General features: G+C 39.8%; 21 protein-coding genes and 1 pseudogene. 13 read left to right on the top strand and 9 right to left on the bottom strand.

Annotated features, from left to right (window positions below):
* Positions 1-186 precede the first annotated feature (186 nt).
* Positions 187-498: a hypothetical protein gene (locus NOS7107_RS09185; RefSeq protein WP_015112701.1), complete on the top strand. Its 312-nt coding sequence runs from the start codon at positions 187-189 to the stop codon at positions 496-498.
* 306 nt (positions 499-804) lie between these two features.
* Positions 805-1377, top strand: coding sequence for a signal peptidase I (lepB, locus tag NOS7107_RS09180; protein ID WP_015112700.1), 573 nt, complete (start codon positions 805-807; stop codon positions 1375-1377).
* Positions 1378-1405: 28 nt separating this feature from the next.
* Here lepB and panB read toward each other — a convergent pair whose 3' ends face one another.
* Both panB and NOS7107_RS09170 read right to left on the bottom strand, forming a co-directional pair.
* The gene (gene panB / locus NOS7107_RS09175; protein ID WP_015112699.1) at positions 1406-2188 is read right to left on the bottom strand and encodes a 3-methyl-2-oxobutanoate hydroxymethyltransferase; all 783 of its coding nucleotides are present in this window, start codon (positions 2186-2188) and stop codon (positions 1406-1408) included.
* Positions 2189-2270: 82 nt separating this feature from the next.
* The gene (locus NOS7107_RS09170) at positions 2271-3395 is read right to left on the bottom strand and encodes a two-component regulator propeller domain-containing protein (RefSeq protein ID WP_083889693.1); all 1125 of its coding nucleotides are present in this window, start codon (positions 3393-3395) and stop codon (positions 2271-2273) included.
* Positions 3396-3711: 316 nt separating this feature from the next.
* Between NOS7107_RS09170 and NOS7107_RS09165 the strand changes: the two genes are divergently transcribed.
* The 5 genes from NOS7107_RS09165 to NOS7107_RS09140 all read left to right on the top strand — a co-directional run bounded on the left by NOS7107_RS09165 (position 3712) and on the right by NOS7107_RS09140 (position 8940).
* Positions 3712-4869 carry an FIST signal transduction protein gene (locus NOS7107_RS09165; RefSeq protein ID WP_015112697.1) on the top strand — a complete coding sequence of 386 codons (1158 nt, stop codon included), beginning with the start codon at positions 3712-3714 and terminating at the stop codon, positions 4867-4869.
* 7 nt (positions 4870-4876) lie between these two features.
* Complete coding sequence (locus NOS7107_RS09160; protein WP_015112696.1) at positions 4877-5962, top strand: sensor histidine kinase; 1086 nt, start codon at positions 4877-4879, stop codon at positions 5960-5962.
* A 670-nt stretch (positions 5963-6632) separates the two neighbouring features.
* Positions 6633-8063: a form I ribulose bisphosphate carboxylase large subunit gene (locus NOS7107_RS09150; RefSeq protein ID WP_015112695.1), complete on the top strand. Its 1431-nt coding sequence runs from the start codon at positions 6633-6635 to the stop codon at positions 8061-8063.
* Between the two features lie 92 nt (positions 8064-8155).
* Entirely contained in the window at positions 8156-8554 is a 399-nt protein-coding gene (locus NOS7107_RS09145) for a chaperonin family protein RbcX (protein ID WP_015112694.1), read from the top strand.
* Between the two features lie 56 nt (positions 8555-8610).
* On the top strand, positions 8611-8940 hold the full coding sequence (locus NOS7107_RS09140; protein ID WP_015112693.1) for a ribulose bisphosphate carboxylase small subunit: 330 nt from the start codon (positions 8611-8613) through the stop codon (positions 8938-8940).
* A gap of 217 nt (positions 8941-9157) precedes the next feature.
* Here NOS7107_RS09140 and NOS7107_RS09135 read toward each other — a convergent pair.
* The 6 genes and pseudogenes from NOS7107_RS09135 to NOS7107_RS09125 form a co-directional block, all read right to left on the bottom strand.
* A pseudogene (locus tag NOS7107_RS09135) lies at positions 9158-9835 on the bottom strand (DUF4351 domain-containing protein); the annotation flags it as partial.
* A 210-nt stretch (positions 9836-10045) separates the two neighbouring features.
* On the bottom strand, positions 10046-10420 hold the full coding sequence (locus tag NOS7107_RS09130) for a hypothetical protein (RefSeq protein ID WP_015112692.1): 375 nt from the start codon (positions 10418-10420) through the stop codon (positions 10046-10048).
* Between the two features lie 76 nt (positions 10421-10496).
* The gene (locus NOS7107_RS28525) at positions 10497-10664 is read right to left on the bottom strand and encodes a hypothetical protein (protein ID WP_015112691.1); all 168 of its coding nucleotides are present in this window, start codon (positions 10662-10664) and stop codon (positions 10497-10499) included.
* Positions 10665-10800: 136 nt separating this feature from the next.
* Positions 10801-10968 (bottom strand): hypothetical protein, encoded by a 168-nt coding sequence (locus tag NOS7107_RS28520; protein ID WP_015112690.1) that lies wholly within the window; start codon positions 10966-10968, stop codon positions 10801-10803.
* 114 nt (positions 10969-11082) lie between these two features.
* The gene (locus NOS7107_RS28515; protein WP_172641448.1) at positions 11083-11262 is read right to left on the bottom strand and encodes a hypothetical protein; all 180 of its coding nucleotides are present in this window, start codon (positions 11260-11262) and stop codon (positions 11083-11085) included.
* Positions 11201-11752, bottom strand: coding sequence for an AbfB domain-containing protein (locus NOS7107_RS09125; RefSeq protein ID WP_015112689.1), 552 nt, complete (start codon positions 11750-11752; stop codon positions 11201-11203). The genes NOS7107_RS28515 and NOS7107_RS09125 overlap by 62 nt, the downstream gene beginning before the upstream one ends.
* Before the next feature lie 349 nt (positions 11753-12101).
* Here NOS7107_RS09125 and NOS7107_RS09120 point away from each other — a divergent pair, with 349 nt between their 5' ends.
* From NOS7107_RS09120 to NOS7107_RS09095, 6 genes are all read left to right on the top strand, one after another.
* The gene (locus NOS7107_RS09120) at positions 12102-13166 is read left to right on the top strand and encodes a tetratricopeptide repeat protein (protein ID WP_015112688.1); all 1065 of its coding nucleotides are present in this window, start codon (positions 12102-12104) and stop codon (positions 13164-13166) included.
* Between the two features lie 145 nt (positions 13167-13311).
* Complete coding sequence (locus NOS7107_RS09115) at positions 13312-14319, top strand: zinc-dependent alcohol dehydrogenase family protein (protein ID WP_015112687.1); 1008 nt, start codon at positions 13312-13314, stop codon at positions 14317-14319.
* A complete protein-coding gene (locus NOS7107_RS09110; protein WP_044499863.1) occupies positions 14320-16575 on the top strand; it encodes a pentapeptide repeat-containing protein in 2256 nt (751 codons plus the stop codon).
* 41 nt (positions 16576-16616) lie between these two features.
* Positions 16617-17477 carry a GNAT family N-acetyltransferase gene (locus NOS7107_RS09105; protein WP_157374001.1) on the top strand — a complete coding sequence of 287 codons (861 nt, stop codon included), beginning with the start codon at positions 16617-16619 and terminating at the stop codon, positions 17475-17477.
* A 590-nt stretch (positions 17478-18067) separates the two neighbouring features.
* A complete protein-coding gene (locus NOS7107_RS09100) occupies positions 18068-19144 on the top strand; it encodes a M4 family metallopeptidase (RefSeq protein ID WP_015112684.1) in 1077 nt (358 codons plus the stop codon).
* A gap of 142 nt (positions 19145-19286) precedes the next feature.
* On the top strand, positions 19287-19586 hold the full coding sequence (locus tag NOS7107_RS09095) for a protealysin inhibitor emfourin (RefSeq protein ID WP_044500664.1): 300 nt from the start codon (positions 19287-19289) through the stop codon (positions 19584-19586).
* A 97-nt stretch (positions 19587-19683) separates the two neighbouring features.
* On the opposite strand, the gene NOS7107_RS09090 is transcribed toward NOS7107_RS09095, so the two are convergent.
* Positions 19684-20610 carry a cobalamin-binding protein gene (locus NOS7107_RS09090; protein ID WP_015112682.1) on the bottom strand — a complete coding sequence of 309 codons (927 nt, stop codon included), beginning with the start codon at positions 20608-20610 and terminating at the stop codon, positions 19684-19686.
* Between the last annotated feature and the right edge of the window lie 112 nt (positions 20611-20722).

Raw genomic sequence — 20722 nt, 5'->3', positions numbered from 1 at the left:
TTTTTCTCTTACGCCCCTTATTCTGATAGATACAATCTAGTCTTGTAGTATTTAGTATGGCGTGCTAAAAGTGTGTAGTTGAATTCTAAATAAGAGGTCACAACAGTGTCTCTCGAATGTTTCATAAGGCACTAACAGCACCCCAAGATTCAACTGAATGTTCTGTAAGGAAACATAGTCAAAGCAATGTCTGAAAAGTTTGAAGAAAAATCATTCCCGGAAGAACCAGAAAAATTTTATCCCACGCAGCACCTCAAAGTCTATCAAACGAGTGATGCGGGACAACTATTAATTTGTGAATGTCGTAACTGCTTGACTGCATTATCTATTGATGTGGTTTTTCTCACACCCCAAAATTCCAAACCTAAACCAAAAAATAAACCTGACACTCAGCAAGATGATGTGATGAAGTGTCCTAATTGTGGACGAATTCCTATCTTTTTGGAAGGCTGTGTTGTACAATCTATCAACCAATTACCTTCTTCACCGTGGAAATAGTTTTGTTACCCAATCATACAATTTGATTGAGTATAAGAAAGTGCTAAGTATACATCCACGAACTATGACTGTTTTAGATGATGAAATTATGATTGGTATTCCTGTCAATTTGGCAGGCAATACAAAAATCATAATGAGATTACTGAAAAATATCAGGTGTTGCTCTACACAAAATTACCAATATATTTGAAAACGTAATATTAATATTTATATGGGTCGTAACAAAACCCAGTACTTGCAAACATACCTTGAGTATGACAAAAATCAAGGTATTTATCCCACTTTTTATACTGGCTAAAAATTTCTATGATTCCCCAGGAAACTGATGCAAAAGAAGCTACTGCGTCATCAAAAATCTGGCGTAGTTGGCGAGAAAATTTAACTTTAGTGGCGATCGCTTTATTGTTGGCAGTGTTAATCAGAACTTTTGTGGCGGAACCTCGCTATATACCTTCTGATTCAATGGTGCCAACATTATATGAAGGCGATCGCTTGGTGATAGAGAAGATATCTTACCATTTCCAACCTCCCGTAACTGGGGATATCGTAGTTTTTCAAGCCCCCGCAGAATTGCAAAGGCGCGGATATCCTAAAGACCAAGCTTTCATCAAACGGGTAATTGGTACACCGGGAGAAATCATTAAGGTTGCTGATGGCAAAGTTTATCTCAACAATCAACCTTTGCAAGAAGATTACATCGCAGAACCACCAAATCAGCCATTCCCAGCAGTCAAAGTCCCCGCGGATGAACTGTTTGTGATGGGAGACAACCGTAACGATAGCAATGACTCGCGTTATTGGGGATTTCTCCCAAGACAAAATATCATCGGTCGCGCAGTGTTTCGCTTTTGGCCGCTGAACCGCATTGGGTTTATTTAACAGTTATCAGTTTTTTATTGATTACTGTTCACTGTTCACTGTTTGGAAATTTCCGTTCCCGCACCTCTACAGCGTAATCCTGTACAGCTTGAGTAATTGTCTCCCGCAGGTTAGTGTAAGTTTTGGCAAATGGTGGTTGCTTGGCGGAAAGACCGAGAATATCCGAAGTCACTAACACTTGACCATCACAATACGATCCAGCACCAATCCCAATTGTGGGAATGCTGAGTTTTTCGGTGATATTTCTTGCCAAATCTGCGGGGATATGCTCTAAAACAATAGCAAAGACACCAGCTTGTTCTAAGGCTATCGCTTCATTTAAAATTCTTTCTGCCTGTGCTTCGGTTTTACCTTGTTGGCGCAAGCCCAATTGATGAACTGATTGCGGTGTCAAACCAACATGACCCATCACCGGAATTCCCACTTGGACTAAACGTGCGATCGTCTCTACCATTGCTGGGTAGCCACCTTCTAACTTAACCGCTTGCGCTCCAGTTTCCTTCAATATTCTGCCAGCTGAGTTCATGGCTTGGGCGACGCTTTCTTGATAAGTCAAGAATGGTAAATCAACCACAACTAAAGCGCGTTTCACTCCACGACGCACAGCTTTAGCATGATAAAGCATTTCATCTAGGGTGATGGGGAGTGTAGTCTCATACCCTAAAACTACCGCCATCGAGTCCCCAACTAAGATTAAGTCTACACCAGCCGCATCGATAAGTTGGGCGATCGCATAATCCCAAGCGGTTAAGGCTGCGATTGCACGTCCCTGTTGTTTCCATTGAATTAATTGCTGGGTAGTAACTGGCATAGAGGTTAAAGGTTAAAGGTTACAGGGTATAGGTGATAAGTAAAAGTTATTTACCATAACCCGTTACCTATCACCTGTTCCCTCATTTCACAGCGCGACTAAAAGCAAGGTGGGGTTTTGCACCGTTCATTTTGGGCATTAACCAAGCTAAACCTTCACTAGTGCCTATCCATAATTTATTACCGATATCAGGTACAAGGGCAAGAACTCGACTAGAAGGAAGTCCCGCAACTTGATCTAAAAGAGCGCCTGTATGTGGATTTAATCGTAACAAACCATTGTTTGTCCCTACCCAAACGCTACCATCTTGGGCAAAGTTTACTGCTGTGACATTCCTTCCGCGCAATGCAGTTACAGACCGTAGTACTTTATCTGTTTTTGGATCAATTACTAGTAAATTATTCGCCATTCCTGCCCAAATTAAGCCTTCGGGACTAATAGCTAAAGTTTGCACGGTCGTGCCAGGCAAACCGTCAATCCGCTTCATAATATAAGCATTAGCAGTATTTACCCGCACTAATCCATCTAAAGTTCCCACCCACAATTGACCTTCCGCATCCAAAGTCAAAGTGTTGGCGCTGACTCCAGGTAAATTTTTCACTGTGGTCATAATTAAGCCTTGGTCGGGACTAATTAAGGCTAAACCGCTATCAGTTCCTACCCACAAGTAGCCCCGCTTGTCAATTAACATCGATAACACGCGCTTGGAAGGCAAAAACAAATTCTGTGCTGTAATCTCATTAGTTCTGGGGTCAACTCGCATTAGCCCTTCGTAAGTTCCCACCCACAAACGCCCTACCTTGTCTTGTGCTAAAGCACCAATAGCAATATTTGGTAAATTTACACGCGCCAATATCTTACCTGTCTTGGGATCAATCCGCGATAGTCCTCGCCATGAACCCACCCACAGATTACCTTTAAAATCTTTCAGCAAGTTACTCACACGATAATCTGTTTCTATTGATCTTTCTTCCACAGTTCGTTCGTCCGGCAAAGGTTTGACTTGTGGCGGTGGTGCAGATGCCGGGTAAGAAGGTGTTAACTCGGATGGTTTAATATCTGGAGTGTTACTTGGTGATGTATTACCGCTGACTTGTGCTTTGACCGAACTTGTCATCAGTACAAAGCCCATGTTCGGCAAAGTAATTAACCCCAGCAATATAGAAGTAATTAAAAAACTAGTACGCTTGCGACACAATACCACGATGACATTCCCTCAAAAAACAGTAAGTTGAGCCATTGCCTAAGCTGCTTGGCGGTTAAACTCAGTGTTCCCTTTGTTGGGATTGTTTAAATCGTCTTGATAAATTTTTCCTAGAAATTACTGATACCAATGTCCTGTAAATATGAAATACATCTTTAACAAGATGCAAATATCAAGTTAAATAGATATTTTTGCTCATCAAAATTTAACCAAATTGAAATTTAGTTTATGTAAATGGGAAATCTAATCGTAGGTTGTAGAGTGCTGATATCCGAATTGGATTAACACACTAGATATTTAAACTTACAATGAGGTAATCGTGTTTCAAGTTGTTGTAGGTCATAGTGACGATCCTGATTCGCAAAATGCGATCGCAGAAGTGCTGCAAAAATGTCAATCTTCTCTGAGTGGGTTAATTCCTCAAGCTGGAATTTTATTTACAGCTATTGACTTTGACCATGCGTTAATTTTGCAATACATCCAAGATACTTTCCCCGAAATTGAGTTAATTGGTGGCACAACAAACGGCGAAATATCCTCAATTCTGGAGTTTCAACAAGACTCATTAACTTTAATGCTGTTTGCGACAGACGAAGTGGAAATTAAAGCAGGTGTTGGACGAGAAGCATCGAAAAATCCAGCCTTGGCAGCCGAAAATGCGATCGCCCAAGCAATGGCAAAAAGTACATCTGTACCCCAATTATGCTTGACTTTTCCCGATAGTTTAACTAGCAATGGGGTGTTGATTTTAGCAGGTTTAAAACAAAGTTTGGGAGCAAATATTCCCATCATTGGAGGAATGGCCGCCGATGATTATACCTTTGAAAAAACTTACCAATTCTTTCAGGGTGAAGTTTTAAGTGATTCAGTCCCAGTGCTGCTGTTTTCTGGAGGACTATTATTTTCTCACGGCGTGGCTAGTGGTTGGCATCCTATCAGTCAACGTAGTCGTGTCACAAAAGTAGATGGCAATATCGTCTATGAAATTGATGGCCAGCGTGCTTTAGATTTCTATCAGCACTATCTTGGAGAAGAACAATTTGCCGCCAATTATGCAATTCACGCCCTGGCAGTTTTTGAAGATCAAGAACATTTTTACATGCGTGCGCCCAATGGCTACAATCAGCAATCTGGTAGTGTGACTTTCTTTTCTGATATTCCCGAACAAGCAGTTGTTCAAATTACTGATGCAAGTCGTAACGATATTCTGTTCGCTTCTGAGGCATCTTTAAAGAATGCTCTCACCGATTATCCTGGAATAGAACCAAAAGCAGCCTTGCTAATTTCCTGTGCAGCCCGGCGGCGGATTTTAGGCACTTTTGCTAAACAAGAGTATCAGCTAGTCAAAACTTATTTACCACCAGCATTGCCTTGCTGTGGTTTTTATGCTTACGGTGAAATTGCTCCTTTGATTAACAAAGGTCAAACCCAATTTCACAACAAAACTTTTGTAACACTGCTTATGGGAACAAAATAAGTGATGTATGGATAATCAAGACAATTCCATACAAATTCAAGATTTGGCTAAAATAAATCGGATCTTGCAAAAAAAGCTAGAACGCTGCGAAAATGAACGTCGCCAACTAGAATCTGACATTGCTACTAAGGAATTTTTACTTAAAAAAGTTATTTGTGAATTAGAAAGTTCCCAAACTAAATTACAGCAAAGAAGCCAAGAGCTAGAAAATACCTTAGATAGTTTACATAAAATGCAAGCCCAGATGATTCAAGGCGAAAAGATGTCTGCTTTAGGTCAAATGGTGGCGGGTATTGCACACGAAATTAATAATCCTGTTAGCTTTATTTATGGCAACCTCAGCCATATTCAAGAATATACCGATGACTTGTTGCGTCTGGTTCACCTTTATCACCATTACTTCCCCAAACCACCCGTTGAAATTCAAACTGAACGCGAAATCATTGATGTAGAGTTTCTCGAAAAAGACATGATTATGGTGCTGAAGTCGATGAAAATCGGGACAGAACGCATCCGAGATATTGTGTTGTCACTACGTAACTTTTCGCGGTTGGATGAAAGTGAGTTCAAAGCGGTGGATATTCATGAAGGCATTGACAATACTTTGATGATTTTGCAACACCGTCTCAAATATAGTGATCAAAGCCCGGAAATTCAAGTCATCAAGGTATACGGCGATTTATCTCCTGTTGAATGCTACGCCGGAGAGCTTAATCAAGTGTTTTTTAATATTCTGGCAAATGCTTTTGATGCGCTCGAAGAATTCAATGCTCAACGGACTGCTCAAGAAATTCACGAAAATCCGAGTCGCATCACAATTCGTACTTGTGTTGTTGATTCGCAGTGGGTGAAAATTGCGATCGCTGATAACGGGGCTGGAATTCCAGAAGCCATTCAGACACAAGTTTTTAACCCGTTTTTTACCACAAAACCTGTCGGAAAGGGAACAGGTATGGGAATGGCTATCAGCTATCAAATCATTACCGAAAAACATCACGGTAAGTTAGATTTTGTTTCGATACCAAGCAAAGGAACAGAGTTTGTGGTTCAAATTCCTCTCCAGCAGTCAGGGGGCAGGGGTGAAAGTGTGTAGGGTAAGAATAAACAAAAACAAATCACAAACGAACAAAGTTACATTCCCATACAATTAAAGATGACTTTTGTAAATTAGTTGTAACAAAATGTTTAAATCTTTATGTAATAACAAATTTAAATATATAAGTTAAAAATTTTCAAAGAATAACTTATGCAATTTATTGATATATTGTGAGACAAGTTACAAATTACGTTGTGTGCAATATTGTCTTTCGCTCACTACTCGACTAAACACCATCCAGCAAAATTCTCTCCTGGTCTGTTTTCTATAAATTGAGAACACAGCAAGAGTGCGGATGCGGAAATGTCAGCTAGAAAGCTCGTTTCCTGGAATAACCGAATATCAAAGAGAATAATCTCATACTTTCCGCAAAGTAGAGAGTTTTTAGTGAGGCTGAGAAAGTTTAGCGAGTCAAGAGGAATAAATAAAAGAAATTTTTTCATCAAACAAGGGCGCAAACGCTAGGACATGAATTCCTGGTTATACATAACACTGGTGAAAAGTCAAGTGTTAATCAAAGTAAAACTGCGGCTCTTTGGCGAAGACGACCTCTAAAAAAATGTGCCTAATCTTCTCCTCTGCTGATGAGGGCAAGAAAAATGGTAAGAGGAAGTTGTACAAAACGTGATTTGATAAGTAAAAAGAGTGACATCTTGGAAGGATAGATATGTCTTACGCTCAAACGAAGACTCAGGCAAAATCTGGGTATAAAGCCGGGGTTCAAGATTACAGACTAACTTATTACACACCTGATTACACACCTAAAGATACAGATCTTCTGGCGGCGTTCCGTGTTACACCCCAGCCCGGAGTTCCCTTTGAGGAAGCGGCTGCGGCTGTAGCGGCTGAGTCTTCTACTGGTACTTGGACGACCGTATGGACAGACTTGTTAACCGACCTAGATCGTTACAAAGGTCGTTGTTACGATATCGAACCAGTTCCTGGCGAAGACAACCAATTTATTGCTTACATTGCCTATCCTCTGGATCTGTTTGAAGAAGGCTCCATCACCAACGTTTTAACCTCAATTGTAGGTAACGTATTTGGTTTTAAAGCTTTGCGGGCATTGCGTTTGGAAGACCTTCGCTTTCCTGTTGCTTACATCAAGACCTTCCAAGGGCCTCCTCACGGTATCCAAGTTGAGCGTGACAAATTAAATAAATATGGTCGTCCTCTGTTGGGTTGTACAATCAAACCAAAATTAGGTCTGTCTGCTAAAAACTACGGACGTGCTGTATACGAATGTTTGCGCGGTGGTTTGGACTTCACCAAAGACGACGAAAACATCAACTCCGCACCATTCCAAAGATGGCGCGATCGCTTCTTGTTTGTAGCTGACGCAATCACCAAAGCGCAAGCAGAAACAGGCGAAATCAAAGGTCACTACCTGAACGTGACCGCTCCTACTTGCGAAGAAATGCTGAAGCGGGCTGAGTACGCGAAAGAACTCAAACAGCCCATCATCATGCACGACTACCTGACAGCAGGTTTCACAGCTAACACCACCTTGGCTCGTTGGTGTCGTGACAACGGCGTTCTACTGCACATCCACCGCGCGATGCACGCAGTAATTGACCGTCAAAAGAACCACGGTATCCACTTCCGTGTATTAGCTAAAGCCCTACGTTTATCTGGTGGTGATCACATCCACACTGGTACCGTAGTAGGTAAATTGGAAGGTGAACGCGGTATCACAATGGGCTTCGTTGACCTATTGCGTGAAAACTACGTTGAGCAAGACAAGTCTCGCGGTATTTACTTTACCCAAGACTGGGCTTCTCTACCTGGTGTAATGGCAGTTGCTTCTGGTGGTATCCACATTTGGCACATGCCCGCACTAGTAGAAATCTTTGGTGATGACTCCGTACTCCAATTCGGTGGTGGTACTCTGGGACACCCCTGGGGTAACGCGCCTGGTGCTACAGCTAACCGCGTAGCTTTAGAAGCTTGTGTCCAAGCTCGTAACGAAGGTCGCAACTTGGCGCGTGAAGGTAATGACATTATCCGCGAAGCTGCTAAGTGGTCTCCTGAGTTGGCTGTAGCTTGTGAACTGTGGAAAGAAATCAAGTTCGAGTTTGAGGCAATGGATACCGTCTGATAATCAAGTAAAAGGTAAAAAGTTAAAAGGTAAAAGAAAATCTTTTTACTTATTACTTTTTACTTTTAACTTAAATTTGGGCTGGGTCAAGCATGAATCTCAAGCAAATAGCGAAGGATACAGCCAAAACGCTCCAAAGCTACCTGACTTATCAGGCGCTAATGACTGTATTGGCACAGCTAGGCGAAACGAATCCACCGTTAGCATTCTGGTTACAAAATTTTTCCGCTGGCAAAGTTCAGGACGGAGAAGCTTATATTAAACAACTTTTCCGAGAAAAGCCAGATTTAGCCTTGCGGATTATGACTGTCAGAGAACATATAGCTGAAGAGGTAGCCGAGTTTTTACCAGAAATGGTTCGTAGCGGTATTCAGCAAGCTAATACGGAACAACGCCGCCAGCATCTAGAACGCATGACGCATCTGAGTTTATCCAACCCCAGTCCTGAATCAGAACAGCAGACAACTTCCGATACTGACTGGGATCATTAATCCAGTTAGGTAAGCATAAGTACTTATTTTCAAATAGCAACCCATTATCACCAGCTATGCAAACCCTACCAAAAGAGCGTCGTTACGAAACCCTTTCTTACTTACCTCCTCTTTCTGACGTTCAAATTGAGAAGCAAGTCCAATACATTTTGAGCCAAGGCTACATTCCAGGTGTTGAGTTCAACGAAGTTTCTGAACCCACCGAATTTTACTGGACAATGTGGAAGTTGCCTTTATTCGGCGCTAAAACATCTCGTGAAGTATTGGCTGAGGTTCAATCCTGCCGTTCTCAATATCCCACACACTACATCCGTGTTGTAGGTTTTGACAACATTAAGCAGTGTCAAGTTCTCAGCTTCATTGTTCACAAACCCAACAGATATTGAAAAAGTTACGGGTAAAGGGTGAAATTCCTAATACCTGTGGTTTCAATCTTTAAAAGAAGAGAGGTAAATAGTTTTACCTCTCTTTTTTTTGGCTAATCTACCAGATTCAACTATGCTGTTTGTTGTTTACAATTTCTATAAAAGATAAAAGCGGCACAAGTGATAGAGGACACAAGTACGAATGTGCGATCGCTCCAACTTAATCAACATTAATAGTTTACTGATTAGTTATATCTTGCTGTTGACTTAACCAAACTTTTAAGTCTGCCACCGTGGCAAAATCTAACAATGCTTCCCCTAGCGGTTCTAATTTTTCAATAGATAGTCTTTGAATTTGCTCGATTAAAGATATATCTATTTCTCCTAAACGCCGATTTAACAAACGTAGAATTAGCTGTTGTTCTCCTTGTTGTAACCCTTGTTGTAAACCTTCTTGTCTAGCGCGTTCTCTGTCTTGTTGATACAGTGGTGCTAATCTCATCACTAACTCCCGATCATCGACTTCTATATTTTGATTGATGCTCAAGTTTTGTTGCAGACTATAGAGTAATTCTAGCGTCACTCTCTGGAACGGATGATTTGTTGGTAGGCCAGTTAGTTCATCAATTGCTTGGCGTTGTACTTTCCCACGTCCTAAAAGTCTTACCCATAATGTTTCTAGCGTATATGGTAACTGATGAATTACCACGATCGCTGTGCGGAAATGTTTTGGTAAGAAGTAGACTCCTTTTCCCCAGTCTAAGTTTAGTTGTCCACCAAACCCAGAAATGATGCTTTTTGAGCAAGTAGGTGTGAGTATCCATAGTTAGGGAATTTCTGAGTCTGGTATTTTGTTCTTGCTGCGCTTTGCTTCTCGCTGGATTGCGCTTTTTACTTCTGATAGTTTTGAGATACAATGCACCACAAACTCGACTTATTTTAGAAGCGCGATCACCTTCAGCCTTCCTTGCTGATTCGGGAGGGCGATCACACTAAAAATTCAGCTTATTTAAAAAGAGCGATCAACCTAAATTATAGTTGAGATTCAGGAGGGATATCGCTCTTTTTAAGAGTATATTTATAGTAACAAACGGCAGTGCATAAGTATAACTAGCATTTAATTTTGTTAGTCTATAACAGCACTCACTTCAACCCGAATGAGTCCTGGTAGTTCATTTGTTGCCTTCATATAAAGAATTATTTTTTTCTTTTCTAATGCGAGTCTATATTGAAATTTTCTGGCATCATTCTTGCAGTTATCAACACATTTGCCACTCACGCTCTTTATACGAACATCAGGTTGCCAATCAAGTTTATATCTAACCCAACCTTGTCCTCTTGAAGCATTGTATTCCCAATCTTCAGATCCAGCTGCACCATTGGCAGAGAGAATAATATCTTGTTTTTCGATTTCGCTGGCTAGTGCAATTGGATAGCCTATAAATCTAGAGATTAAAGTACCAAAAACAATGAGCAAGCCAACAGATTTTAAATTTTTCATGATGGTATTTTTCCTTGTCAACATTTTTTTCAAATTAGCAACTTTTTCGTTACACTGAACAATTTCAAAATTACTCTTATGCAGTTGGTAAAATAGCCACAAGGATAACTGCAAAAATTCCAAACAGAAATCCAAGTACAAGCCACAGTGCTGAGTTTCTACCCTTTCCTTGTGCAATTTGCATAGAAACACAAGCAAAAAACGACGCACAAATTAATGATAAAATTAATAAATCAACGCTCATTACACTCCTGTTTAATCTTAATTTAATTAGGACTTACGCAATAACTCTCTCAAACTCTTATAACTTCGTGTTCTTTGCGTCCTTTGCGGTTCGTTTTTTCCTAATTTTGCGTAAATCCTGATTTAATAAAAAATTACTAAAAAACGCCATCAAAAAATTCTTTGCCCATTCTTATGGATGTAGCTGTCATCACTAAACCACCAGTCATAATATGAGGTTGTTGCCCTGTAAGACCTACTATTGCCGTACCAGAGCCAAAAACAAACATTATTACAGTTAGCGTTTGTCCTATTAGTTTTCCCATTGTTAGTGTTAACTTTTTTCAATTATTTAAATTTGTGTTTTCTCTGCAAGTGAGCTATGTATGCCTCTAAAAAAAGTTAAGTGCTAAGAGCGATCGCACATATTTTGATGTATTTCATGAAGGCGATCGCATGAAAAAATAAGGCTGATTCACCAGGGCGATCGCATGATAAACTCTGGGTAATTCATGATGGCGATCGCGCCTAATAAGTTGGTTTATTTCAAGTATTTCGCTACGGATATAGAGGGTTAGTGCGATAAAACGTTGCATCTTGTCTGAAGATGTCTCTTCCATCTGCTGCTTCTACCCATAACTCAAAGTTCTTGTGTCGTATATAGTGTCCGGGTAAGTTGAATGATTCAAATGAAACAGTAGAAGTATTGTTACCAAAGAGTCCATTCACAATACAAAAAGTAGCATCTTCCTTAAAAAGTTGCTGATTAGTTCTTCTTGCCAACTTCAGCCTTAAATTTTCGTGTCTCAAAAAATGACCGGGAAAGTTTACAGATTCAAATGACTTGCATTGACTATTTGCTAATCCTGGAACAAGTTTATAGGTTGCGTCTTTTCTTCCCAGGTCATTGTTGATTGGTTCTAAATAGCCCAAGAAATTTTTATGCCGAATATAACGATTGGGAGCGTTATATGATTTGAAGGAAAAGAAACTAGATTTACTTTTACTTTGGGAAAAAACTGATGTAGATGTGGATGTCAGAAGGATAGCACTGACTGACACACTTAAAGTTGCAACACTCAAGAGCTTTTTCAGGCAATTAAATTTCATAATAATACGAAGTTGTCACCTTGGATTGGAATAGAGATAATAAGCTTGTGACTCAAAATATTAATCACAAGCGTGACATTGGCAGCGTATAGCTGTCAATCATAAGTTGAAATTTTCATACAACTCAATATAAATATAAATACGTATAAATACTTTTAATTAAAATCAAACAACTTTAAACTAGTTATTATGAGCCAATTTAGAGAAATAAAAGCTCAAAGCGTTACTTAATAAGCATTCTAAACACTAGTACTATTTACATCTGTCTAATTACAGAGGATGATCAGCATTAACTTCTATTAACATAGTCACAAGTGTGAGTAGAATATGAGGCTAGTAACAGCAAAATATGAATCAACAAGAGTTTGAGGTGATATTTGAAAAACTGACAAGCCGACGGAAAGAAGTATTGCAAAGGATACTAGCTGGCGAGACGGATGCAGAGATAGCAGTGGCGATGAATATTGGTGAGGCTAGTGTCAGAAAATTTATTGAGAGAATATGTCGGGAGTTTAGGCTAAATAGTGAACATTCTGATAGCCGTCGCTACAAACGCTCTGACTTAGTGACACTCGTGGCTAAATACAAACCCGACTTACTCGGTGAACATCAACCTCAACTGACACATCAAGTCAGCATAGCTGAACTTGAAGAGGCTGATGATGCTAATGTGACTGAATTTATTTTGCAATTGCTGTCAACACATCAACCTATAAATGAGGAATTTAGCAAATTTATTCTGCGCTTTAATTTCAATGAACAGGAGAAAAAACAAATGCCTAAAGCTCTGAATAAAATTGGCTATGAAAATTACTTAAATAGTGATTTTCATAAAGCGTTATCTTATCTAAAAATTGCTGTGGAATTGAAACCAGATTTTGGTTCGGCTCACTATAACTTGGGTGCAACTTATGAAAGATTAGATAGTTGGATTGAGGCTTGTGAGCATTATAAAATTGCTATGCAATATCAAAACCGGGTGGCTGATGCGGCGATTAATAATTTAGCGCGGTTAGAAATTCTCCAAGGAAATTATGCGGCAGCGATAGAGTTAATTGAGCCAACTTTATCTAGGGTAAAAGATAACACTGTCAAAGCGGCATTACATAAAAATCTTGGTTGGGCATATTTTCAGCAAAATTCTTACCCACAAGCAAAGCAACATTTACTTATATCTCTGGAATTAGAAATTGATTATGCGCCTGCTTATGCTTTATTAGCACAATTCCAAGAAGCGCAGGGAGATACACCAGGAGCTATATTATCATGGCAAAATTTTCTGGAATCTTACTCTCATGACCAGCAATTAAATAAAATCCGATGGAAGTTACCAGAATTAGAAGTTTGGAAACTGAATGCTATGAGGAATGTTAGTAGGGCAAATATTTCAAATAGCGAGATCCCCGACTTCTGAAAGAAGTCGGGGATCTTATGGCTTCATAATTAAATTTAAGTGATGATTAGGATAAGTCAATCAAACTTCCACAACCCCAACACATAGCAATACTGGTAAAGTTGCAAAAGAACAAGCATCTAACATTAGCCAGGAGGAAAGCGTTGTGAAAGCAGTCTTAATGACAGCAGCTGGTAGTCCCGAAGTACTGCAATTAAAGGAAGTACTAACCCCAAGTATTCCTTTGGATAATACGCAACTTTTAGTCCGGTTGGTAGCGGCTGGGATTAACCCGATTGATACGAAACTTCGCAAACGCGGTACCTTTTACCCTGATAAAATGCCGGCAATTTTAGGATGTGATGGTGCAGGTATTGTTGAAGCTGTCGGTGCTGGTGTACAGCGGTTTCGTCCGGGAGACGCAGTATATTTTTGCTATGGTGGCTTAGGCGAACACCAAGGTAATTATGCAGAATATACGGTTGTGGATGAACGATTTGTGGCGCGTAAACCTGCTTCTGTGTCTTTTACCGAAGCGGCCGCAGCACCGTTAGTATTAATTACTGCTTGGGAAGCTTTATACGAACGGGGAAGATTGGAACCAGGAGAAAAGGTGTTAATTCATGCTGGTGCTGGTGGTGTCGGCCATGTTGCAATTCAATTAGCTAAACTTAAAAATGCTACTGTTGCTACAACAGTGAGTTCTCAGGAAAAAGCGCAGTTTGTTCAACAACTTGGCGCAGATTATCCAATTTTTTACAAACAAACAGACTTCGCCCAAGCAACTTTAGATTGGACTAATGGAGAAGGAGTAGATTTAGCTTTTGATACTGTTGGCGGAGAAACTTTTCAAAAAACCTTTCCAGCAGTGCGGGTGTATGGCGATATTGTGTCGATTCTGGAACCTGATGCGAATACTGTGTGGAAAATTGCGAGGAATCGGAATCTCCGCATTGGCTTGGAGTTAATGTTGACACCGATGTTATTGGGAATGGATGAAAGTCTGCAACATCAAGCAGAAATTTTAGAACAGTGCGGGAGTTGGATGGAACAAGGGAAGTTGAAAATTCAAGTGAATCATCAGTTTCCGTTACAAGATGCAGCAAAAGCTCATGAATTAATTGAAACTGGCGCGATCGCAGGTAAAATTGTCCTGCTGATTAGTGATGAATGATTGACTAAATTATTTTTTCAACGCCAAGTTACGCTGAGGGAAGCGCGGAGGTTCGCGGAGAATTTCGCCTTTGTGTTCCTCTGCGTTTTATTGTTGAGTTTTTTATTACCTTCTTCTGCTGTAGCTACACAGACTCAATTAGAACGTACACCCCTAACTCTGGAAATATTACAAGAAAGATTAAGCAAACCCATACTCCGCGAAGGTAATTTAACTGTGGATTTGCGAGAGATGGTGATTGATTTGCGTCCAGAGAATGGCAGTTTTCGTGATGCTTTTTATCAGTTATTGCGGAAAGAATTACAAAAAGCTGGTGCGAAACCTTTGGGTTTAGACCTCAGCTATTCTGTGATTCAGGGTGATTTCATTGGGAGTGATTTGGGTTTACGCACACCTTTATATGCTCAAGCGATCGCACCAATTTTCACCGCTACAGAACAAGCACAACTAGAAAGTTTACGTCTAGTTTGTTTACAATCACTAGCGATGTCTAACGACAAGCCGCTTCACGTCTACGCTTTACCTAACTCTAAAGATTGTCGCTCACTTTTGGCAACTGATGCAAATACTTCTGGTGAAATTAATGTTTTTCGTGGGACTTTAACTCTGACAAATACTCGCTTTAATGGGCAAGTGCAGTTCCTCAATACTTTTTTTCTCCAGTCTGTAGATGCTCAAAATGCGACGTTCTTGCAACCAATAAATTGGAGTGAAGCTAGATTTAGCCGTGTGGTTAGCTTTATGAATGCTAATTTCCGGCAAGCTAGTAATTTTCAAGGGAGTATTTTTTTTGATAAAGCTAATTTTAAACAAGTTCAATTTCAAGAACTTGCTGATTTTCATGGTAGTTTTTTTGCAGAAGTGGCTAACTTTAACCAAGGGTTGTTTAAGCAGTTAGCTAAATTTAACAAAGTACAATGGCAAGGTAATATTAATTTTTCTGATGTACGCTTTGCTAATCAAGTTCAATTTACCAAGGCAAATTTTAATCAGTTTTTGTTGTTGACAGAAGCAACTTTTGAACAAGCTGTGAGTTTTCGGGAAGCTCAATTTAATCAGCCTATAAATCTGCACGGTGCGAGTATTCTGAATTTAGCAGACTTTAGTGATGCGAGGTTCGCTAAAAATGCTTTTTTAAATGTATCTGGGTTAAGTTTTAACTCTAACCAAGCCAAAATTTTAGGTAATCTTGGTCAAATTGGCAAAATGTTTTGTGTAACTAGTTTACAAGGTAATCAAAATATTTTGCGGAATTTAGGACAAAATTTTCGTCAACAACAACAAATTGCTGATGCTAACCAAATAGAATATACCAAACAGCGTCTCAGGTTAATTGAGTTAAGTCAAAGTTTGCTGAGAACAAATATTAATAGTGCTTCGATAAATCGTTTGATTAACTTGGGTTTTTCAGCAACACAAGCAGACGCAATCATTAACCGTCGGACTATCAGAATGTTTCGTTATAGTACTGAGTTATTAACTTTAGCAGATATTGATTTAGAAACATATAATAAACTCAATAATCACCTGAGTTTTGCTGAGCCACTAGGTTTTGGCGGATGGATATTACAAGCTTGGAGTTTGTTCGCTTTAACTCTATTGCTGTTATTAAGTGGTTATGGCACAAATTTTTGGTTAGCCTTTGGTGTCGGTGGTGTGGCGATCGCTTATTTTGGTTTACTATTTTGGCTAATAGATCGTTACCGTCGTCTCCATCCTGTACCAATTATTCCCACCTACTATGAAACTGTCTCTATATTAATAGGTTTTAGCTGTTTAGAATTTTTGAGTTTATTAGCTATTTTTCGCAATGCTGAACAGCCTTGGTTAACGCTGGGATGTTTATTGATAATTATTATCCCTGTACCAATCACTTTAATCATCCAACTATATCAACAAGGACGCTATCACGATTTAATGGATTTTTCTTACTTCACAGAGGATGGAACTTTCCGACAATTAAGATTATTGATTGGACGCTTACCAGTGATACCTAGGAATGCCACATTTCGGGAAAGATATATGCCATTGTTGAGCGATCGCCGCTGGAATTGGTTGAATTATTATGACTTTAGTCTCAACAATTTAGTGAGATTAGGATTTAATGATATTCGTCTGCGCGACCAACATTTACCAGGGATAATTGCTACCCTTGCTTGGTATCAATGGAGCTTAGGTGTACTGTATATTACCCTAATTTTGTGGACACTTTCGCGCACAATTCCCGGATTGAATTTGTTGATTTATCTGAAATAATGCTCATCAGTGAATGTCTAATTCAAGCAACGGAGTTTTTTGTGTATACCTTAAAAACCTTGCAATCTGGTGATGAAGCATGGCTAGAAAATTTTCTATTGCAACACGCTGACACGTCCATGTTTCTGCGATCAAATTGGCGCGAAGCTGGACTACTTGACCAAGGTGCAAGGTTTCAAGGAACATACATAGCGGCGATCGCTGATGCGGCTATAGTTGCAGTGGCCGCCCATTATTGGAATGGGATGCTTATAGTTCAAGCACCAGTGCATTTGGCAGAAGTGGTACAAGCAACGGTAGCGCAGTCCCATCGTCCGATTTCGGGAATTGCAGGCCCAGCAGAACAAGTTGAGGCTACTAAGCAAGTGTTGGAACTTGTAGCGCGACCAACTCAGCTTGATGAAAGCGAGATATTGTTTTCTTTAGCATTGCCAAACTTACAAGTACCTCCAGCTTTATTGGGCGAAGTGGAATGTCGATTACCTTATCCTGAAGAGTTCGATTTACTCAGCCAGTGGTGTGCTGAATTTAATGTGGAAGCATTAGGACAAGCTAACACTCATAATTTAATCTTAAATTGTCGCCGTGAGCTAGAAGCACGCCAAGCTAGAGCTAGACATTGGGTATTGGTACTAAAAGATACTCCCATAGCTTATACTACCTTCAACGCTTGGTTGCCAGAAATTGTGCAGATTGGTGGTGTCTGGACACCGCCACCACTTAGGGGTAAAGGTTATGCTAAATGTGTCGTAGCTGGCTCATTATTAGAAGCGCGATCGCATGGTGTTGAACGTGCCATATTATTTACTAATCAAGAAAACCACCCAGCCCAAGCAGCATACCAAGGCTTAGGTTTTCGTCCGACTGGGGAAGAATTTGGTTTAGTAATTTTTAGTGATTAGTAACTCGAAAAATACTGGTAGTACAGGTCGGCATAAATAACAAATAACAAAATTCTGAGGTAAATTAATATAAACCTTTCCGTTCCTCTTACTTAACAATTAGTTATAAAATATCTCCAGTTAGTTCTATTTACCGACGATAGATCATTTATTTCGTACATATATCTTAGCTATTGATTGAAATCAGAAATTTAAATTTAAACTTTATTTGCAATATGATAATTGCCAGTTTAACAAACTGTAAAAATTTCTGTTTAGGCAAAAAAAGCTTAATAAAATATTTAGGAAATATCCTGTAAAAGACATTTAAAAAAGAGCATAATTTTTCTTAAAAGGAACCATTATTTAGCCTTGCTAGTTCTGTGAAGAGTTTTGATTGGTGCAAACACTAGGGCTGAAATGACGGGGTTTAAGCTTTTTTGCTTCGTACTATATATGCTGAACAGACATATCTGAAAGGAACTAGTAGAAAAGCTACTCAAAAGTATAGACAGCGGTTATGTTATTGGCATTAATGAGTCTATTTATTGGCACATTGGCATTGATGTCAAAATTGGCGATCGCTTAGTTTTTTAAGGAGAATATCTGATATGGCTCGTAAGAAAAAATCATCGAGTTCTAGATTTCAGCATTTACTACATACCAGATGTCCTATTTGTTGCATTGTTCCACCTCACATGCTAGAACATGTGGCTGTAAATGGTAATCCTCAGCAACGTGCATGGGCGTTTCATACACTAAATGTTTCCGCGCAGTTACGCGGACGACGGGATGTTGTCGGGAATATTTTCTTCTCTCCTTCTCCTGGTGAGAAGCGACGGACTATCTACGATGCCAAAAATGGACAACAACTTCCTGGTACTGTGGTACGGCATGAGGGTGATCCTCCAAGTACTGATGAAGCAGTGAATGAAGCTTATGATGCTGCTGGAGCTACTTATGACTTGTATTATGAGGTGTTTGAACGCAACTCTGTTGATGATAAGGGTTTGCGTTTAGATTCTACCGTACACTACGGTGTCAAATATGACAACGCCTTTTGGAACGGCGACCAAATGGTTTACGGTGATGGTGACGGAGAACTATTTCAACGCTTCACTAAATGTATAGATATTATTGGGCATGAGTTAACACATGGAGTTACTCAATACGAAGCTGGTTTGCAATATTATGGCGAACCAGGGGCGTTAAATGAGTCATTCTCTGATGTTTTTGGTTCTTTAGTGAAACAAAGGCTAAAAAATCAAACAGCCGATCAAGCCGACTGGATTATTGGAGAAGGCCTTTTAGCGCCTGGTGTGAAGGGTATTGGGATTCGCTCGATGAAAGCCCCAGGAACAGCCTATGATGATCCTGTACTGGGCAAAGATCCACAACCAGCACATATACGAGATAAGTTTACTGGTTGGGAAGATAATGCAGGAGTGCATATAAATTCCGGTATCCCCAACTATGCTTTTTATTTAGCAGCAGTGGAGATTGGAGGCTATGCTTGGGAAAAAGCAGGGAAAATTTGGTACATTGCTTTGCGCGATCGCTTGCGTAACCAAGCACAATTTAAAACCGCAGCTAACATCACTATCCAAGTCGCAGGAGAACTTTATGGTATTGACAGCCTAGAACAAAAAGCTGTGCAGAATGCCTGGCAAAAGGTAGGAATAATTTAGCTGATAGTAATGAGCAATGATGAATCATGAATCGATCAAGGTTTCATAATTCATGATTGATCATTCCGAATTTTTCATTGTTGTTAAACTGGGGGAAGATAGTCATTTTCTCCCAGTTTTTGGATGCAACGGAGACTTAAAAATGCGGATCACGTTTGAACGCACAGGCGGCTTTGCTGGGATAACTAAAAAAACCACCCTTGATACCAACACTCTGCCAGCAAAAGAAGCAAAAGAACTACCATTATTAGTCCAAGCGGCTGATTTATTTCATTTACCTGCACAAATTCCCGCGCCTAATCCTCAAAGCGATCGCTTTCAGTATAGGTTAACTGTAGAAGACAACGATCAACAGCACACAGTAATTGTCAGTGAAGCCGCCTTACCAGGAACTTTAAGACCTCTCATTGAATGGCTAAATAACGCAGCCAAGCAAAAATAATTCCAAGGGGCTAGAGACTAGTATTTTTACTCAGCACGGACTGAACGCCCCGCTACCGCTCTAAGCGCAGCCATGCCCGCAGGGCTTTACAGCACTTTTACAGTTCTTCCCAAGCTGTACCTTTGTAACCATAGTCAAAAATTTCTGGATGCAGCATTTCTGCCAAAATTTCTAAAGAATCTACTAATCGTGGCCCTGAACGGTTGAAGTAAGCATTCCCATCAGTAATATAAACTCTGCCTGTTTGATTGGCGTGAAGTTTTTGCCATTCTGAACGTTGAGTTAATAACTCAGCTTCTTTGCGAGTGCGAATTAAATCAAAGCCACAAGGCATAAATACAATCACATCTGGATTGGTGGCAATGAGTGTGTCCCATTCCAAAATTACTGAAGGTTCGCCTGGAACACTAAATAGTGACTGTCCACCCGCCAAGTTGACTAATTCGGGAATCCAGTTTGCTGCTGTCATTAAAGGATCTGTCCATTCAATACAAGCAACTTTAGGCAATTCGTTAAGTGAAAGTCCCTGAATTTTTTGCTGAATAATTTTAACTCTTGCTTCTAAATTTTCTAGTATTTTTACTGAATCTACATTAAAGATATGAGCAACTTGTTCAATATCAGCCCACACATCTTCAATAAGATTAGGCTGTAAAGAAATAATTTTTGGTGAAGTTGAGACGAAATTAGCAACTGCTTTTTCAACTTCTGGCAAGCTAACTGCACAAACATCACACTGATCTTGAGTCAGAATGTGAGTAGGTTGTAACTGCTCTAAAACCTCAGTTTTGATTTGATAAATACTCAGTGCCGATTGCAACAAATCATTGACCTTAGTGTGAATATTGTCGCTAGGCTCATCAGTGTTCAAGCGGGCTTGTGTACAGACAGGAAGATTTTTGATTTCTGGGGGATAGTCGCACTCATGCGATCGCCCTACAATTGCATCAGCTAACCCCAATGTGGCTAAAATCTCCGTTGCACTTGGTATCAAAGAAACAATTCTGATATTGCTATTAGTCATTACACCATCTCCAGAACATCTGCTTACAGTTCAATTTTTACAAACTTTAAATAATTAAGTATCTTTCTATAGGAGAATGCCGCAAGTTGTTACTGCCGTGATTAACTGAATA

Source organism: Nostoc sp. PCC 7107 (assembly GCF_000316625.1).
Classification (GTDB): Bacteria; Cyanobacteriota; Cyanobacteriia; order Cyanobacteriales; family Nostocaceae; genus Nostoc_B.
Note: the sequence above shows the minus strand (reverse complement) of the source record. Positions and strands in the feature narration are given on the sequence as shown.

What these genes read in the sequence shown, in the direction of transcription:
- NOS7107_RS28515 (WP_172641448.1), bottom strand. Translation starts at nt 11,262, where the DNA reads ATGGAAGAGACATCTTCAGACAAGATGCAACGTTTTATCGCACTAACC.
- NOS7107_RS28520 (WP_015112690.1), bottom strand. Translation starts at nt 10,968, where the DNA reads ATGGGAAAACTAATAGGACAAACGCTAACTGTAATAATGTTTGTTTTT.
- NOS7107_RS09130 (WP_015112692.1), bottom strand. Translation starts at nt 10,420, where the DNA reads ATGAAAAATTTAAAATCTGTTGGCTTGCTCATTGTTTTTGGTACTTTA.
- NOS7107_RS09100 (WP_015112684.1), top strand. Translation starts at nt 18,068, where the DNA reads ATGGCTCGTAAGAAAAAATCATCGAGTTCTAGATTTCAGCATTTACTA.
- NOS7107_RS09160 (WP_015112696.1), top strand. Translation starts at nt 4,877, where the DNA reads ATGGATAATCAAGACAATTCCATACAAATTCAAGATTTGGCTAAAATA.
- NOS7107_RS28525 (WP_015112691.1), bottom strand. Translation starts at nt 10,664, where the DNA reads ATGAGCGTTGATTTATTAATTTTATCATTAATTTGTGCGTCGTTTTTT.
- lepB (WP_015112700.1), top strand. Translation starts at nt 805, where the DNA reads ATGATTCCCCAGGAAACTGATGCAAAAGAAGCTACTGCGTCATCAAAA.
- panB (WP_015112699.1), bottom strand. Translation starts at nt 2,188, where the DNA reads ATGCCAGTTACTACCCAGCAATTAATTCAATGGAAACAACAGGGACGT.
- NOS7107_RS09140 (WP_015112693.1), top strand. Translation starts at nt 8,611, where the DNA reads ATGCAAACCCTACCAAAAGAGCGTCGTTACGAAACCCTTTCTTACTTA.
- NOS7107_RS09145 (WP_015112694.1), top strand. Translation starts at nt 8,156, where the DNA reads ATGAATCTCAAGCAAATAGCGAAGGATACAGCCAAAACGCTCCAAAGC.
- NOS7107_RS09185 (WP_015112701.1), top strand. Translation starts at nt 187, where the DNA reads ATGTCTGAAAAGTTTGAAGAAAAATCATTCCCGGAAGAACCAGAAAAA.
- NOS7107_RS09120 (WP_015112688.1), top strand. Translation starts at nt 12,102, where the DNA reads ATGAATCAACAAGAGTTTGAGGTGATATTTGAAAAACTGACAAGCCGA.
- NOS7107_RS09095 (WP_044500664.1), top strand. Translation starts at nt 19,287, where the DNA reads ATGCGGATCACGTTTGAACGCACAGGCGGCTTTGCTGGGATAACTAAA.
- NOS7107_RS09150 (WP_015112695.1), top strand. Translation starts at nt 6,633, where the DNA reads ATGTCTTACGCTCAAACGAAGACTCAGGCAAAATCTGGGTATAAAGCC.
- NOS7107_RS09090 (WP_015112682.1), bottom strand. Translation starts at nt 20,610, where the DNA reads ATGACTAATAGCAATATCAGAATTGTTTCTTTGATACCAAGTGCAACG.
- NOS7107_RS09125 (WP_015112689.1), bottom strand. Translation starts at nt 11,752, where the DNA reads ATGAAATTTAATTGCCTGAAAAAGCTCTTGAGTGTTGCAACTTTAAGT.